The organism is Pseudomonas sp. PB106 (assembly GCF_009764645.1).
In the GTDB taxonomy this organism is placed as follows: Bacteria; Pseudomonadota; Gammaproteobacteria; order Pseudomonadales; family Pseudomonadaceae; genus Aquipseudomonas.
This window is the reverse complement of the sequence record NZ_RWIM01000078.1, coordinates 82,516-97,687: the sequence shown is the minus strand read 5'-3', so window position 1 is coordinate 97,687 and position 15,172 is coordinate 82,516. Positions and strand designations below refer to the sequence as shown.

15 protein-coding genes are annotated in these 15,172 nt (G+C 56.5%); 10 read left to right on the top strand and 5 right to left on the bottom strand.

Going from position 1 to position 15,172, the window contains the following annotated elements; translation table 11 throughout:
- Positions 1–138 precede the first annotated feature (138 nt).
- The 5 genes from EJA71_RS10335 to EJA71_RS10315 all read left to right on the top strand — a co-directional run bounded on the left by EJA71_RS10335 (position 139) and on the right by EJA71_RS10315 (position 5,319).
- The gene (locus EJA71_RS10335) at positions 139–2,265 is read left to right on the top strand and encodes a TonB-dependent receptor domain-containing protein (protein ID WP_158956546.1); all 2,127 of its coding nucleotides are present in this window, start codon (positions 139–141) and stop codon (positions 2,263–2,265) included.
- Positions 2,266–2,297: 32 nt separating this feature from the next.
- Positions 2,298–3,284, top strand: a complete 987-nt coding sequence (gene sseB, locus EJA71_RS10330; protein ID WP_256671627.1) for an enhanced serine sensitivity protein SseB — start codon at positions 2,298–2,300, stop codon at positions 3,282–3,284.
- An 84-nt stretch (positions 3,285–3,368) separates the two neighbouring features.
- Positions 3,369–4,424 (top strand): alpha/beta fold hydrolase, encoded by a 1,056-nt coding sequence (locus tag EJA71_RS10325; RefSeq protein ID WP_158956544.1) that lies wholly within the window; start codon positions 3,369–3,371, stop codon positions 4,422–4,424.
- 161 nt (positions 4,425–4,585) lie between these two features.
- Entirely contained in the window at positions 4,586–4,807 is a 222-nt protein-coding gene (locus EJA71_RS10320) for a hypothetical protein (RefSeq protein ID WP_158956542.1), read from the top strand.
- A gap of 38 nt (positions 4,808–4,845) precedes the next feature.
- Positions 4,846–5,319: a hypothetical protein gene (locus tag EJA71_RS10315; RefSeq protein ID WP_158956540.1), complete on the top strand. Its 474-nt coding sequence runs from the start codon at positions 4,846–4,848 to the stop codon at positions 5,317–5,319.
- 210 nt (positions 5,320–5,529) lie between these two features.
- On the opposite strand, the gene EJA71_RS10310 is transcribed toward EJA71_RS10315, so the two are convergent.
- Complete coding sequence (locus EJA71_RS10310) at positions 5,530–6,747, bottom strand: MFS transporter (protein WP_158956538.1); 1,218 nt, start codon at positions 6,745–6,747, stop codon at positions 5,530–5,532.
- A gap of 131 nt (positions 6,748–6,878) precedes the next feature.
- On the opposite strand from EJA71_RS10310, the gene EJA71_RS10305 reads away from it, so the two are divergent.
- Positions 6,879–7,514 (top strand): TetR/AcrR family transcriptional regulator, encoded by a 636-nt coding sequence (locus EJA71_RS10305; RefSeq protein WP_158956536.1) that lies wholly within the window; start codon positions 6,879–6,881, stop codon positions 7,512–7,514.
- Positions 7,515–7,547: 33 nt separating this feature from the next.
- Here EJA71_RS10305 and EJA71_RS10300 read toward each other — a convergent pair whose 3' ends face one another.
- Positions 7,548–7,913 carry a hypothetical protein gene (locus EJA71_RS10300; RefSeq protein ID WP_150751018.1) on the bottom strand — a complete coding sequence of 122 codons (366 nt, stop codon included), beginning with the start codon at positions 7,911–7,913 and terminating at the stop codon, positions 7,548–7,550.
- Positions 7,914–8,103: 190 nt separating this feature from the next.
- Between EJA71_RS10300 and EJA71_RS10295 the strand changes: the two genes are divergently transcribed.
- Positions 8,104–8,664, top strand: a complete 561-nt coding sequence (locus tag EJA71_RS10295; RefSeq protein WP_158956534.1) for a hypothetical protein — start codon at positions 8,104–8,106, stop codon at positions 8,662–8,664.
- Positions 8,665–8,757: 93 nt separating this feature from the next.
- Here the strand turns inward: EJA71_RS10295 and EJA71_RS10290 are convergent, their stop codons facing one another.
- Together EJA71_RS10290 and EJA71_RS10285 are read right to left on the bottom strand one after the other, a co-directional pair.
- Entirely contained in the window at positions 8,758–9,123 is a 366-nt protein-coding gene (locus EJA71_RS10290; RefSeq protein ID WP_158956617.1) for a DUF6124 family protein, read from the bottom strand.
- 173 nt (positions 9,124–9,296) lie between these two features.
- Entirely contained in the window at positions 9,297–9,662 is a 366-nt protein-coding gene (locus EJA71_RS10285; RefSeq protein ID WP_158956532.1) for a DUF6124 family protein, read from the bottom strand.
- A gap of 618 nt (positions 9,663–10,280) precedes the next feature.
- Between EJA71_RS10285 and EJA71_RS10280 the strand changes: the two genes are divergently transcribed.
- Both EJA71_RS10280 and EJA71_RS10275 read left to right on the top strand, forming a co-directional pair.
- Entirely contained in the window at positions 10,281–11,438 is a 1,158-nt protein-coding gene (locus EJA71_RS10280; RefSeq protein ID WP_158956531.1) for a hypothetical protein, read from the top strand.
- Between the two features lie 96 nt (positions 11,439–11,534).
- Positions 11,535–12,653, top strand: coding sequence for a hypothetical protein (locus tag EJA71_RS10275; protein ID WP_158956529.1), 1,119 nt, complete (start codon positions 11,535–11,537; stop codon positions 12,651–12,653).
- Between the two features lie 218 nt (positions 12,654–12,871).
- On the opposite strand, the gene EJA71_RS10270 is transcribed toward EJA71_RS10275, so the two are convergent.
- Positions 12,872–13,675, bottom strand: a complete 804-nt coding sequence (locus EJA71_RS10270) for a 2OG-Fe(II) oxygenase (RefSeq protein ID WP_158956527.1) — start codon at positions 13,673–13,675, stop codon at positions 12,872–12,874.
- A 265-nt stretch (positions 13,676–13,940) separates the two neighbouring features.
- On the opposite strand from EJA71_RS10270, the gene EJA71_RS10265 reads away from it, so the two are divergent.
- Positions 13,941–14,912, top strand: coding sequence for an AraC family transcriptional regulator (locus EJA71_RS10265; RefSeq protein ID WP_158956525.1), 972 nt, complete (start codon positions 13,941–13,943; stop codon positions 14,910–14,912).
- Positions 14,913–15,172: the final 260 nt, after the last annotated feature.

Below are 15,172 nucleotides of genomic sequence, written 5' to 3'. Positions count from 1 at the left end.
ACGAACCAGACACGTGAGGTTAGTCCATGACCTGCTATTTGCCATGACCGGACAAAAAGCAAAATCGCCATGTGTTTCCTTCGTTCTTTGTTACGTCGCACTGTTCATTGTCCGCCTTTGTCTGCCTGGAGTTTTTCGATGCCGTCGCCCAAATCCCTGCCCACTGCCCTCCTGGGCCTGGCCCTCGCCTGCCCGGCGATGGCCGAGACTCAAGGTCTGGAACTGGGGCAAGTGCTGATTTCGGCGGATGAGCGCAGCGGTGCGGACGCCAGCGTTGAAGAAGCCAAGGCGCGCCTCGATCAGGTGCCCGGCGCCACCAATGTGGTCGATATGCGTCAACCGTTGCAGGGCCGCGTCTCCAGCAATCAGGACGTGCTGGCCTATCAGCCGGGCGTGTATGCACAATCGGCGGGCAACGAAGGCGTGAAGATTTCCGTACGCGGCTCGGGCATCAATCGCGCGCCGGGGGCCCATGCGTCGGGGCTGTACACGATGCTCGACGGCCTGCCGCTGACCGGTCCCGGCGGTACGCCGTACGAATTGCTCGAACCGCTGTGGGTCGATCACGTCGAAGTGCTGCGCGGCGCTAACGGTTTTGATCGTGGCTCGCTGGCACTCGGCGGCGCCATCGACTACGTCAGCCACACCGGCTACAACGCGCCGAAACTGCAAGTGCGCTACGCCACCGGCAGCCACGGTTATCAGCAGCGTCAGGTCAGCTCCGGGCAAGTGCTCGGCGACTTCGATTACTACGTGTCGCTCACCGATTCCAACGCCGATGGCTATCAGGATCACACCGCCAGCGAAAGCAAAGGCGTGATCGCCAACTTCGGTTACCGCTTCAACCCGAATCTGGAAACGCGCTTCTATATCCGTTATCGCGAGACCGACAACGACCTCGCCGGCCGCGTGACCAAGCATTCCATCGAGCACGATCCACGGGCGGCGAATCCGTCTTACGTGTTACGCGACGACAGCCGCAAACAGCCGGGCAGCACTTTCATCGGCAACAAGACCACCTGGTACATCGACGACGATTCGAGCATCCAGACCGGCCTCGTCTATCACGACTACCCGATGGATTTGCGCGAAGGCCCGAACCGCCTGAAAGTCGCCTACACCGACGTCAGCGGCACCTTCGACTACAAGCGCCGCGACACGCTTTTCGGTATGGAAAGCCGCAGCAACGTCGGCCTGCGCGTGACCAAACACCTGCCCAACGACGGCGCCAGCGAATTCGTGCGAGTTCCGTCCGGCAACACCGCCGGTTATGCGCCGGGCACAAAAATGCGCGACTTCACGTATCAGGGTTCGGACACCGTCCTGCACTTCGGCAATGACCTGGAAATCGCCGACGACCTCTGGCTGACCACCGGCCTCGCCGCCATCTACACCCGCCGCGAGAGTGACGTGACCTACCCGCAAAGCGGCGGCAAAACCAGCATGAACGACTGGGATTACGCGCCGCGCATCGGCCTGCGCTACCAGATCAACCCGGACCTGCAAGTGTTCGGCAACCTCAGCCGCTCGGTGGAAGCGCCGCATCCGTGGTCGCTGATCTACAGCTCCAACGTGCGCTTCCCCGCCGGCAATGGCGCAGCGACCGGCACGCAGAAAGACCCGATCAAACTGCAAAACCAGACGGCGACCACGCTGGAATTGGGTGGGCGTGGCGACAGCGTTGTCGGCGAATGGAGTCTGGCGTGGTACTACGCGCAGGTTCGGCATGAATTGCTCTCGGTGCTGCCGGACGCCAACGCCGTCACGCCCTACGAACTCAACGCCAGCCCGACCGTGCACCAAGGCATTGAAGCCAGCCTCAACAGCAAACTCTGGTCGGCTGCCGATGGCGGTCAGTTGAGCTTGCGTCAGGCGTATACCTTCAGCGATTTCCATTACCGCGATGATGAGCGCTTCGGCGACAACCGCTTGCCGGGGTTGCCGATGCACTACTACCAGGGTGAATTGCGCTATGACTGGCCGCAGGGGTTCTTTGCGGCGGTGAACACGCAATTGGTGTCGAAAGTTGCCGTGGATTATGCGGACAGCTACTACGCCGATCCTTACGCCCTGTTCGGCGCCACCCTCGGCTACAACGCGCCAAAAGGCGACTGGCAAGGCTGGGTGGACATGCGTAATTTGACCAACAAACATTATGCGGCGACGGTCACGCCGGGTTACGACGACAAAGGCCTGGATGCCGCGCGGTCGACGCCGGGTGAAGGGATGGGGGTTTATGTCGGGGTTTCGTGGAGTTTGCTCTAAGCCATATCCCTACTGGCGATGGCAGACTTTCTGTGCCGAAGCAGTTGACTGACCCACCGCCATCGCTGGCAAGCCAGCTCCCACAGGGAATTGCGCTGTACCCAGATTTTGTGGCCGACGCTGAAACCTGTGGGAGCGGGCTTGCCCGCGAAGGCGTCAGTCGAACCAACGTCGATGTATTTGATCTACGCTTTGCCCTGTTTTTGACCGAGTCACGGATGAATAGCATGGAAACCCAAACAGAAAACCCGCTGGAAACAAGCCTCAGACTGGCCGCTGACGAACCAGGCCATCGCCCTGAGTTCTTCAACACCTTGTTGACTTCAAACGTTTACATCCTCGGCACTGCCGGTGAGGCAGAGGGCCACGTCAACCTCGAAGCCGGCAGCAACATCAGCATCGCCCATTGGGAAAAAGCGGATGGCGCGCCTGTCATTCCGTTCTTCACTTCATTGCAAACCCTGCAAAAAGCCATCGACAGCGAACAGAGCTACGTGGAGATCGCGGCCAGATCGCTGTTCGAAATCACCCTCGGCGCCACGCTTTTCCTCAATCCCAAGTCCGCGTATGGCAAAGAGTTCGTCCCGGATGAAGTCCGCAACATGCTGGCCGGCGAGACGGCTCATAAAGCCATCGACTGCACCGTAGAAAAAGAAACCTCCGTGCTACTGGGGCAGCCGTCGCAATACCCGTCCATCATGATCAACTCGCTCACGCAGTTGCTCGCCAAACACGGGAACGTGACGCGTGCGTTTCTGGCGCTGATGCATAACGCATCCTTGGATGAAAAACCTCACCTGATCGTTGGCATCGAGGCTGACGGCGACATAGAGACGGTCATGCGCGAAGCCGGAAGCGTGGTTGGCGATACGGCGCCGGATGGCGATCCTGTTTATCTGATGCGAATCGAAAAAGATGGATCAGGCCTCAGCGATTACATGCTCACGCAAACAACGCCGTTCTATGAGCGCAAGTGGGGCAGCAAACTGCGTTCGTTTTTTGGAATCGGTAAAGCGTGAGTGACCGAGGACTTTCCACCGCAACGCCGCGCTCGCCAAAATAGCCCCGAATCAGTCCCGCCCCATTCAAGGAAGATCCATCCAATGAAAACAGCTCTCGGCGTCCTGCTTCTAACCTGCTTGACCACCAGCGCTCTCGCTGACACCAACGCTCTCGGCTTCCAATCCACCACCCTCCCCGACCCACACAACGAGCGTCCGCTGGAGATGGTCGTCTGGTATCCAAGCACCACCACCGCCACACCACAATTGATCGCCGACGACGTAGTCTTCGTCGGCGCCGCCGCCGTGCGCAACGCGCCACCGACCGTAGGCGAACACCCGTTGGTGGTGCTCTCCCACGGTTATCGCGGCAACTGGGGCAATCAGACCTGGCTGGCCAGTGCGTTGGCGCAGCAGGGTTACATCGTCGCGGCGGTCAATCATCCCGGCACCACCACCCATGACCGCAACCCGACGGCAGCGGCGCAGTTGTGGCAGCGGCCCATCGATTTGCACCGGGCGATTGAGGCGGTCGCGACGCAACCGGAAAAATTCGGCGTGGTATCAAAACGGCAAATCGCCGTGGTCGGTCACTCGCTCGGCGGCTGGACGGCGATGGAAATCGCCGGTGCCCGTTTCGACCCTGACCTGTTCGCGAGTGACTGCAAAGTCCACCCAGAGTTAGCCAGTTGCATCCATTACAAAACGATCAACCCAGTCAGCACACCTGAATTGAAAGAAGGCCTGGCGGGCGATTTGCGCGACATTCGCGTTACCGCTGTGGTGTCGTTGGACCTGGGTTTTTCGCGCGGCTTCACGGATGCAAGCCTCGCGAATCTGCCAGTGCCGACGCTGGTCATTGCGGCTGGCGTACCGTCGGTGGAGCTGCCGGCTGAATTGGAATCCGCCGACCTTGCCAAACGCCTGCCACAAGCTTCAACTCGCTACGTGAAGATCAGCGACGCCAGCCACTTCACCTTCCTGCAAATGTGCAAACCGGGGGCGGTGGCGTTGCTTGAAGAAGACGTGCCGGGCGACGGGATTATCTGTGGCGATGGTGAGAATGCGCGGCCACGGGAAGAGATTCAGCAGCAAGTAACGACGCAGATCAGCGAGTTTCTGCGGCAGTCGTGGCAACAGGAAAACAAACTTTTGTAAGCCGCTGGCAACGTTCTGTACCTGCGGAAAAACCGGTTTATCAAGCACTTGTGCCAGCGAATCGAGGGGACGAAGGCAGAAATGCCATTGATGTGCCACTACTGAAATAGTATGTTACGCAAAATCCATCTCCTGCCTCACCGCCGCACAAGGAAGACTTCATGTCGCTCAAAGGGAAGATCATCTCCGGTTACCTCGTCATCGGTTTGATCTACGCGCTCTACTCCTGGATGTTCAGCACCTACTACTCCCACGCAAGCCTGGCCTACAACCTCGGCCGCGGCCTGATGTGGCCGGCGGCGATGTTCCCGGCGCTCGGCGCATTCATCGGCGGCGTCGTGCTGGTCATTATCGCCGGCGCCTACGCGCTGAGTCGCCGCTAAGTTTTCTGCACTTCCAGATCATTCAAGGACAAATGCTCATGAGCATGAAAAAAGTAACACTGGCCGTAGTGATGGCCGTGGCGCTGGCGGGTTGCGGCGGTAGCAAGGACAAGGCCGAGAAACTGGTCGAGTCCAGTGGAATGACCAAGCAATACGGCACCATGATCGAGCTGGTGTCCAGCGGTTACGCCTCGCGCTACCCGATGCTGGAACGCGAGCAGATCCGCAACGTCGTCCGCGAAAACATCGATCCCGATGACTTGAAGGACATGGTCGTGGAAATCTACGCCGACCACTTCGACAACGATGAACTCGATCTGATGATTCGCGCCAACCAGCATCCCGAACAAGCCATGGCAATCATCCTCAACTCGAAACAGGGCCGCGATCTGGCGCAAAAAGTCATGACCATCCAGACCACCATCGCCAAAGACATGCAAGACGCGATGGCCGACCGCGATGAGGCGATCGTCGACACGCTGGATGATTTGAAGGATGAAGCGCAGGGCTAGACCACAATCCTTGTAGGAGTGAGCCTGCTCGCGATAGCGTCCGTCCAGCCGACATCAACGCTGACTGACCCGCCGCCATCGCGAGCAGGCTCACTCCTACAAAGGTGTCACGTCAAACCACCGATCCCAATCCCAGCCAAACCCCTGTGGGAGCTGGCTTGCCAGCGATGACGTCAGCCCATCAAAAACACATCAACCTGACACTCAACCTCAGTGCCCAACCACAGCCCCCGCACCCGCCCCACGCGGCCCCGCTTTAAACCCGTGCGCGCGAGCACTCCAGGCAATCACAAACCCAACCGCGACCAACGCCACCATCGCCCACGGAAACGCAGCAACTCCCCACCGATCCAGCAACACCCCGCCGACCACGCCGCTGCCGGCAATCGCGCTGTTCCACGCCACCACATTCAACGACAACGCCACATCCGCGCCATCCCCCGCCGCATCTGCCAGCGCGGTCTGCAACAGCGTCGCCGCGCCGCCAAAACTCAATCCCCACACCAACACGCCGAGATAAATCACCTCCGGCACACGCCCCAAGAAGCCGAACACCACACACACCAAGGCAAACATCACCAAGCTCACCAACACGGTCTTGCGCAACAGCGGTTCAACCAGTTTGGCCGTCAGCCAAATCCCCGCCAGCGCCGCGAGACCAAACACCAGCAACACCAGATCCACGCGATCCGCCAACCCCGCCGGCGCCACAAACGGGGCGATGTAGGTGTAGAGAATGTTGTGCGCCAGCATCCAGCTGATCACCACCGCCAATACTGGCCGCACACCCGGCGTGGTCAACACGCGGCGCAGCGACAGACGCTGATGCGCAGGCTGCGGCGGATAATCCGGCACCTTCACCAACACCCAAACGATCAGCATCAAAGTCAGGGCCGACATCAACCCGAACGTCGTACGCCACCCGACCAACCCGCCCAGCCAGGTGCCCAACGGCACGCCCAGTGACAAGGCAATCGGCGTGCCGACCATGGCCAGCGCCAACGCCTTGCCCTGTTGATCCGGCTCGACCATCCGCCGCGCATAACCGGCCAACAAACTCCACGCCAACCCTGCCGCCACCCCCGCAAAAAAGCGCGCCACCAGCGTCACGCCATAGTGCGACGACAGCGCCGTGATCGAGTTGAACAGCAGAAATCCAACGATGGTCAGCAGCAACACATTGCGCCGACGCCAGCCGCGCGTGGCGATGGTCATCGGGATCACCGCCAGCACCGAGCCCAGCGCATACGCGGTGACCATCTGCCCGGCCATCGAAGGCGAAATCGCCAAGCCTTCACTGATCAGCGGCAGCAGCCCGGCGGGCAGGGTTTCGGTGACGATGCAGATAAAACCGGTCATGGCCAGCGCCAGCAGCGCGCCGATGGGCAGGCGTTTGGGGGCCGCCGAGAGAGTCAATGAAGGCGTCACGGGATACTCCTTGTGAGCAAAATGTCAGACTTAAATACCGATCGATATAAAATACTGGCGGCAGCTGAGGCTCGTTGTCAACGACTTATGTATCGACTAGTATCCAAATCACTTTCCGAGGAGTTTCAGAGATGGCGAGAACCGGTCGCCCCCGCGCCTTTGATCGCGACGACGCCGTCGATCAGGCCATGCAATTGTTCTGGCAGCACGGCTACGACGCGACGTCCCTCGCACAGTTGAAGACAGAACTGGGCGGCGGCATTTCCGCGCCGAGCTTCTACGCCGCGTTCGGCTCCAAAGAAGCCCTGTTCGACGAATGCGTGCAGCGTTACCTGGCGACCTACGCCCAAGTCACCGAATGCCTGTGGGACGAAACCCTGCCGCCACGCCAAGCCATCGAAACCGCCCTGCGCCAATCGGCACGCATGCAATGCGACGACGGCCACCCCAAAGGGTGCATGGTCACCCTCGGCGTCATGAGCGCCCCGAGCCCGGAAAACGCCCACGTCGCCCAAGCCCTCACCCACTCCCGCGCCCGAACCCGCGCCGGGATTGTTGCGTGTGTTGAGCGGGGTGTGAGTGAAGGTTTGTTAGCGGACGACACCAACGCAGCGGCCATGGCGACGGTGTTCGACAGCTTCCTGCAGGGGATTTCCATCCTCGCTCGGGATGACACGCCGATTGAGAGCATTGATGCAGCGATTACGCAGGTGATGCGGACGTGGGATGTGGCGGCGGTGAGTGAGGCATCGGTGGAATTGCAGTGATTGCGGGGGCTCGCGTAGCTAAAAACCAGTCGGCTACGCGACCACCTCAACATAACTCGACTCCCCGCCCCCCTCGGCCCCCGACAACCAACCCCACACAAACCGCAACGTCGTCCGCCCCGCCTCATCAACCCCCACCACGCCCCGCGACCAACCCGCGCGAATCTCGCCATCCGTGGTGATGCACTGATAAAGCAGCTCGATACTGTCCGGCCCGGTCACCCGCCCGACCTGGTTGCCCATGCGAATATGCCCGCCCGCGTAAGTCCCCCAAACCGCCGCGCCTTCGACGAAGTAGTGAAACACCGTGCGCGCATCGGACAAGCCCTGAGCGTTATTCGCCACGGAAAACCGGCGGTTGTGCAAACGCTCGGTGACTTGCGAAAAAGCAGATTCCATAAACCACACATCCTTAGTCGAGAAGATCCATTCCAGCCTTCGGGCATCCTAATCCATTACCTCCGCGCAGCCACGCGCTACAGCCGATTTCTGCCAATCCAACCGCACCGCCACGTTTGACGACCCTCCCGCCCGCACCTAGTCTGCCCAAAACACCCGTGCAGCCAAAACCGCGTTCACGAGAGGCAAGATGAGCAACTTCCCAATCGTCGCCACCGTCCTCTCAATGATCCTCGGGCTCTCCGTCACCCGCCTGCTGCTTGGCGCACTGACGGTATTCCGCATCCGCCGCGTCGCCAAGCCAGACTGGGTGGCGCTGGTCTGGGCGGTGATGCTGTTTAGCACGCAGCTGGAATTCTGGTGGGCGGCCAACGCACTGTCCGCGGTGAAACAGACCTTCTCGTTTCTCGAATTTCTACTGTTGGTGATGCTGACACTGTCGCTGTTCGTCACGGCGGCGTTGTTGCTGCCGAGCCGCAGCGAGGATGAGCAGAACGGTTTGCGCGTGTATTTCGAACAGGATGGGCGATACGCATTGCTGTCGCTGTCCACATATCTGTGCCTGGGGCTGATCGTCAATGTCACGCTGTTTCAGGCCTCTCCGCTGGCGCTTTGGGGTGTGCTGGACGTGATCATGATTGTGTTGCCGATCTGCGCGTTTGTGGCGCGGTCGCGGAGAGCGTATGCGGCGATTACGCTGGTTTATGTGCCGATTAATGCGATCGATACGCTGATTTCCCTCGCCACCTGACGATGCCGCCACGCAAACGAAAATGGGGACGGCGTTATTTTCAGACAATAACGTCGTCCCCATTCTTTTTTGCCACCAAGTGAATTGCCCTTCCTAAGCCGGGGCCTTCAGCTCGACGTTATCCAACGCCTTGTTCACCGCCAACTCCCCCAGCATCACCACCTGCGCAATCCCCAACAACGTATTGCGATTCGGCCCTTCCAGCATCCCGGCAAAATCACCCAGCATCACCGTCGCCGAAGCCAAAGATTCGCAAGCATTGACCAGCAAGGTTTCGGTATCGGATTGCGGGTTAACCATGAACAAAGTGCTGGGACTGTACGGCGTGGCCATGATCTTCTCAGGCACAAGATAATGATCGAGGGCCCGCTCCGCCGCCGCGTGGAGCTTTCTCGAATCAAACGATTCATACGGCGACACCGGATCTGTCACCGGCGGATTGTGTGTGGTTTCGGACATCAACTGAATCTCCAGCAAGCACCCAACAAGGCACTCCAAGAACGACTACCAAATGAACACCGCTCCCCTGTAGGAGCTGCCGCAGGCTGCGATCTTTTGATCTGCTTTCCCAAATCGCAACTAATGGCAGCCCCTGCACAGAGCTCGCGGCATACCCGTAAACGAGCCAGCAACTAGTGCGGCAAGCGGCGCCCATCCAGGACTCGATTGACCATCAGCTCACTCAGCATGATCACCTGATGCAGCATCAGCATCGCCCGGCGCTGTGAATGGTCGACGACATCGCCAATATCACGCGCCATGTCACTGGCAGCGGCTAACGACTCGCAGGCTTCGACGAGCAAGGTTTCCTCGTCCACGGCGGGATCGACCAGGAAGATCTTGTAGGACTTGCGGGTAGGGATTGAAAGCTTCAGTGAGCCGGGGTTGAGATAGAAATTGATGGCGCGGTCAGTCGCCTCTTTTATCTTCTGAGGCTCGAGCGATGGGTCGTACGGGATCGGATCGGCGTCCGGTGGGTTTGGCGTTACTTTGAACATAGATGAAGCTCCTAACACATTTAATGGAGGCTTCACCCTTTCGCTACCAAACGAAGGGTGGCGGCCATGCAGAGGTTGGTAGACCGGGTGTTAGGATCCGGCGCGCCCTAGGACGCCCTATACATGGCCACCATAATCGAGCGAGAAATCTCGACGACAGTGGGCTGTACAACTAACACCGGGCTACCAAACCCGATCACTGTTTTCAGTGACGGGGAAACGATATAGCCCGCTGCATAGTCGCGTATGCCGGCGGATTCTGGCGTACGCGTAGGCAACGGCGCAAGGCGTTGTAGCCTTTGTGGCGTAACGGGTTGTGTAATTTAAACGTGCTTGCCGAGTTATGTTTATTCGAGGGAAATACCATGATTTCTTCATGGTTTTCTCTTAGAAACCACTACCGATTCAGCCCAAAGACGCCATTCTTGAACGGCCGCTTTCGGGCAGAAGCGGACGCTTATAGAACCGCCCCAGCGATTCATCCTCATTCCTGGAGGCGTGCTTCCTTGTGCCAACCATTGGCCAACGACCTAATGTAGCCCTCTATTCTCGTTTATGGCCTTCTGCCAGCCATCGCCTTGTGCTAAAAGTTACCAACCACCAGGAGGGAGGCATAACATGGTAACCGAGAGCTCAAATGATGACGCCGCTAAAGTAACCGGCGAATCATCGGAATCAGCCCGCACGAGGCGCACTCGCCCTTATCCAGCATCGTCGTTCGAGGATGCGCTGTCGTTAGGCGAAGCGATCATGCAATACGCTGCGGGTGAGAAAGTGCGCCGCCTGACGCTCATGCAACACATGAATAAGTCGCCGGGTAGTAGCGCGACAAAGATGATGATTACCAACTCAAATAAGTATGGAATCACGTCAGGCGGCTACTCAGCCGAGCATTTAGAGCTAACAGAAAAAGGCAGGATCGTAGTAAACCCCGCGCGCCCAGAACACGAACGTCGCAAAGCTGCATTCGAATTAGCTGTCGGAGGCGTAGCACCATTTTCATTACTTTATGATCATTACAAAGAAAAGCGGCTTCCTGATCGTGAAGTTATCAAGGACTTTCTTCGAGATTCAAATATTGAAGTCCCTGATCTAGACGAGTGCGTAGACACTTTCATCGTTAATGTAAAAGGCCTTGATCTACTTAGAACACTCGGAGGCGCAGAGACGTTAATATCTATAGATCAAATTATTGATGAGCTTACCGAAAAATCGGCCGACGCCTCATTTTCTAAGATGGTTCATTCCCCGCAAGTAGCAGGAGCATCAAGCTCAAAGGAAGACATTATAGAGTGGTCTAAAATTTGCTTTTACATCACACCTATAGGTTCAGAAGAAAGCATTGAACGGAAGCATGCAGATTTGTTTATGTCGTCATTGGTCCAACCCGCTTTAGAAGAGCTTGGACTGACCGTAGTTCGTGCGGATCATATTGGTGATCCAGGCATGATCACCACTCAGGTGCTAGAGTATCTCAAGAGATCCAAGCTTGCGATTGCAGACCTTTCATATTTAAATCCTAACGTTTTTTATGAGGTAGCGCTGCGACATGCACTCAGGCTCCCGGTAGTACAAATTATTAGAAAAAGTGACCGCCTTCCTTTTGATGTAAACCAATCTAGAACATTGGTCTTTGACACTACCGACATATACTCTTTAATCCCAAAATTACAAACATATCGAGCAGAAATTGCTAATCAAGCAAGGAAAGCCATTGACGATCCTGAAAGCGTCGGAAATCCTATCAGTATTTTTTATCCAGACTTCTATAAATAGGATCCATTTATAAGAATTAAGCTTTTATAGTGGACTAATTCGCAGCGATAGGCGCACCTGAGAGTCTCGTTTATTTAACTGGTAGATTGGAAGAATATGGACATCACATACAAGTTGCCACATCCGGTAAGGATCACCTGTTCAAAATATACTGAAATGAGCACGCGGGCGAGGGACCAAGTTTACGACGAGGTCTTCACCGGGTTGGATATTGAAACTTGTTCGATAGACTACTTAACACAGACGATGATGAGGCTCCGGCCTGATATATTTTCTTTGTATCGCTCCGACAACTTAACGGACCATATGGCGGGAATCGCCCTAAGTACAACGCTCTACTCTTACAAATTCAGGCGCCAAGATGGCAACATCTTGACGACATCAAATTTTCTCGACGAGATTTTGGAACAGACAGAGATTGGCGATGACGTTCCAGTAGATTATCTCCGACCTCCATTTAAAACTTGCTACATCGAGTTCACAGAGAGCCGGAACTCATCACTAAAGGTATATAACGAATCTACGCATGAGCACATACTTGAAGGCGTTTATATAAGCGAAACCCAGATTAATCCGGGTTCAGTAGAGATGAAGCGTTACACTGATAGCCCAATGGTGGATGTGAACAAGCCGTTGAGAATTCTGGATTTGATGTTTACCGGTTCGCCACTGGGTAAATCACATGTCGAAGATGACGCACTGCGAGTGCAAGGATTTTACATACAGGATGGGATGCGAACAATAAAGCAAGAGCTCAGTAGCGTCGAGGAAAAGTACGGCCATGACGATGACTTTACAGGCGATATGAGATATCTATCTGAAACATTAAATCACATGGCCAAGGTTCTATTATTCATCAATTGCAAGCAATATCGCGATACTGCTTTCAATGAGCGAAAGGAACTTCGAAAAAAAATAACCTCATTGAAAGGCCTAGGCAAAATTCGCAAGTTTGAAGATAAGCTTCGGAAGACCTATGACAGAGTTGTAATTAGTCCAGTGGATAATGTCATCTATGAGTCTGACGCGGGATTTGATCACGCGAGAAATGTAAAAGAAAAACGTACACATTGGAGGAAGGGGCACTTTCGAATGCAGCCCTATGGTCCTGGAGCTAGCAAGAGAAAGATTTTATTTATAGAGCCGACAGTCGTTGGCGGAGTCTTTGCGAAGAAAAAAAACTATGATGTGAAGGAGAAAACTGCGTCGCCTTGAGGTTCAAAAGTGGGGTAATCACTTCCCGATTGCTCTCCGTTTACGGTCACTGAAGCGTCTACGATGGCTGCAAAGGGTCGAAAGACTCCGCTGCTGAGCGGCTGCCTTTGGCCGACAGCAGCCTTTCGTGAATGGCAACGATTGGCCGAAAGCTGAACAACACCAGCTGCTCACCACCCAGTCCAAGAAACGGCTGCTTCCCTGATTACGCAGCCTCCTCACCCCTTCCTCTTAAACAATTTATTCAAGTAATACTTCAAACTCACACGATCCTTCGGCCGCGGCTTATAGTGCGTTTTATTCCTCTGCCCCGGCTCAACCCCCACCCCACTCGCCGTGTAGTAATAAAGCGCAATCGACCGCCGAGTGATGCCTTCCGGCGTAGTCAACGGCTCCGGATGCCCATGATTGCTGTCCTTATCCGTATTGAAAATCACACACCGGTTGTAAATCGGCAGCACCTTCTTCAGGCACTTCTTCATCCCCACATCCCAAAGCTCCAGGTTGCCGCCGTACGCGTCCTGCCAGTTCTCGGTCAGGTAAATGATCACGTTCAGCCGTCGCTCGACGTTGAGCTTTTTGTTTAGTCGAAAATCCGAGTGCACGCCGAGGAAGCCGCCGGTTTTGGTTTCGTGCAGGCCGCCGCCGGCGAAATAAGGGTCGGGGATCAGGCCTTGGATGCCGGTGAGTTTTTCGAGGAACTCGAGCATGGGTGCGGAGTTGAAGGCGTTGAAGACGTTCTTCAGGTAGGGGCTGCAGGCGTTGGGGCTGATCTGGCGTTTGAGTTGGCCTTTGTAGCCGCGCTCGTAGATCTGTTCGTTGTTGGTCGGTTCGACCGGGAAGTGTTCGCGGATGCTGGCGATGACGTCGGCTTGCAGGAAGTTGTCGATGACGATGTGCGGGAATGGCGTGGCTTGGGTGTATGCGTGGGTCAGCGATTCGCCGAAAGCGCTGGCGGCGGTTTGGTCGAAGTCGAGTTCCGGGGTCAGGGTGATGGGGAGTGTTTGCGTGTTGGCTTGCATTGCCGCTCCGATGATTTTGGGCTTTCAGGGCTGGGCAAACAGGGGCTGGGACTTGGCGCGCCACCTGTGTTTGCTCGCTGAGTACAGTGGCGAGCAGGTTGCCATGTCGGCGATTGGCTGCCGAGTGTCCTTTGCTTAAACGTGGCGTGGCGGTGTTACGGCATGTTTCCGGTTGTCACAAACCGGTCATATTTCCTCTGCTAACCTCGTCGGCGCCCTACCCCTCACCCCTGTCCTAGAGCCCCCAACCGAAGGTGCCGCCAAGGTGTTTCCGTCTCCTGTTCGCCAGCAAATCATTCTGCGCTCCGACAATCTTCGTTCCGATGACTTCGGTGCGCTCTTTTCGAAGTTGTTTGGTAATCGCTATGCCGACAATCCGCCGCTGCCGTCGAACATTATGATTGGTGGGGTTTATGGGCGGCATGAGGGGGTGAGTTTTCGGCGGATGCATTATCGCGGGGATTTCACGGTTGCTTTTCCCGATCCGCAGGACGAGATCACGTTCGTTATTCCTACGGCGGGCAAGATTGTTTTTAACCACGCTACAGAGTCTATCGGTGAATCCCATGTTGGCCTGGCGATTGATAAGGCGGACATTCGCTCGATGCGTTTCTTTGATGATCATGCGCATCACGGGATGTCGATCAGTCGGCATCAGCTGACTGAGCGGTTGGCGGCGCTGTTGGGCAAACCGATTCTGGAAAGGATTGTGTTTGAGCCGAGTGTGAATCTGGATTCGGCGGCGTTTCAGGGGATCAAGGCGTTGATCGATCTGGCTACCGGCACCGAGTTTGATTTGTTGATCAATAGCGGGACGCTGATGCCGTCGCGGTTGCGCGAGATGTTGATTGATGCGGTGTTGGAGGCGTGGCCGCATAACTTTTCCGAGGCGTTGCGGCGGCCGACGGCGATGGTTGCGCCACGGCATGTGAAGTTGGCGGTTGAGTTTATTCAGGCGCATCCGGAGCAGTTGGTGAGTGGTGTGGATCTGGCGCGGTTGAGCAATGTGAGTCAGCGGGCGCTGCAGGAGGGGTTTCGGCGGTTTGTCGGGACGTCGATTGTGGCGTATCAGCGGCAAGTGCGGCTGGAGCGGGCTTATGAGCTGTTGAAGCAGCGGCATGCCGGGTCGGTGACGGAGGTGGCGTTAAGGTTTGGGTTTAGTAATGTGGGGCGGTTTTGTCAGTATTTTCAGGGGGCTTTTGGGGTGAGTCCGGCGGAGTTTCGGGCCCGGGGTTGATCGGTTCTTAAGTTGGAATGCTGATTGTGGGAGCGAGATTGCTCGCGATGGCGGTGGGTCAGTCGACTTTTGTGTTGGCTGATCTGGCGCTTTCGCGAGCAAGCTCGCTCCCACATTTGTTTTGAGGGGTGGTTGGGATTGATGGCAGTCCACAAAAACTGTGGGAGCTGGCTTGCCAGCGATGGCGGTGGGTCAGTCGATGGTGATGTTGGCTGGGCTGGCCCAATCGCTGGCAAGCCAGCTCCCACAGGGGTTTGTGG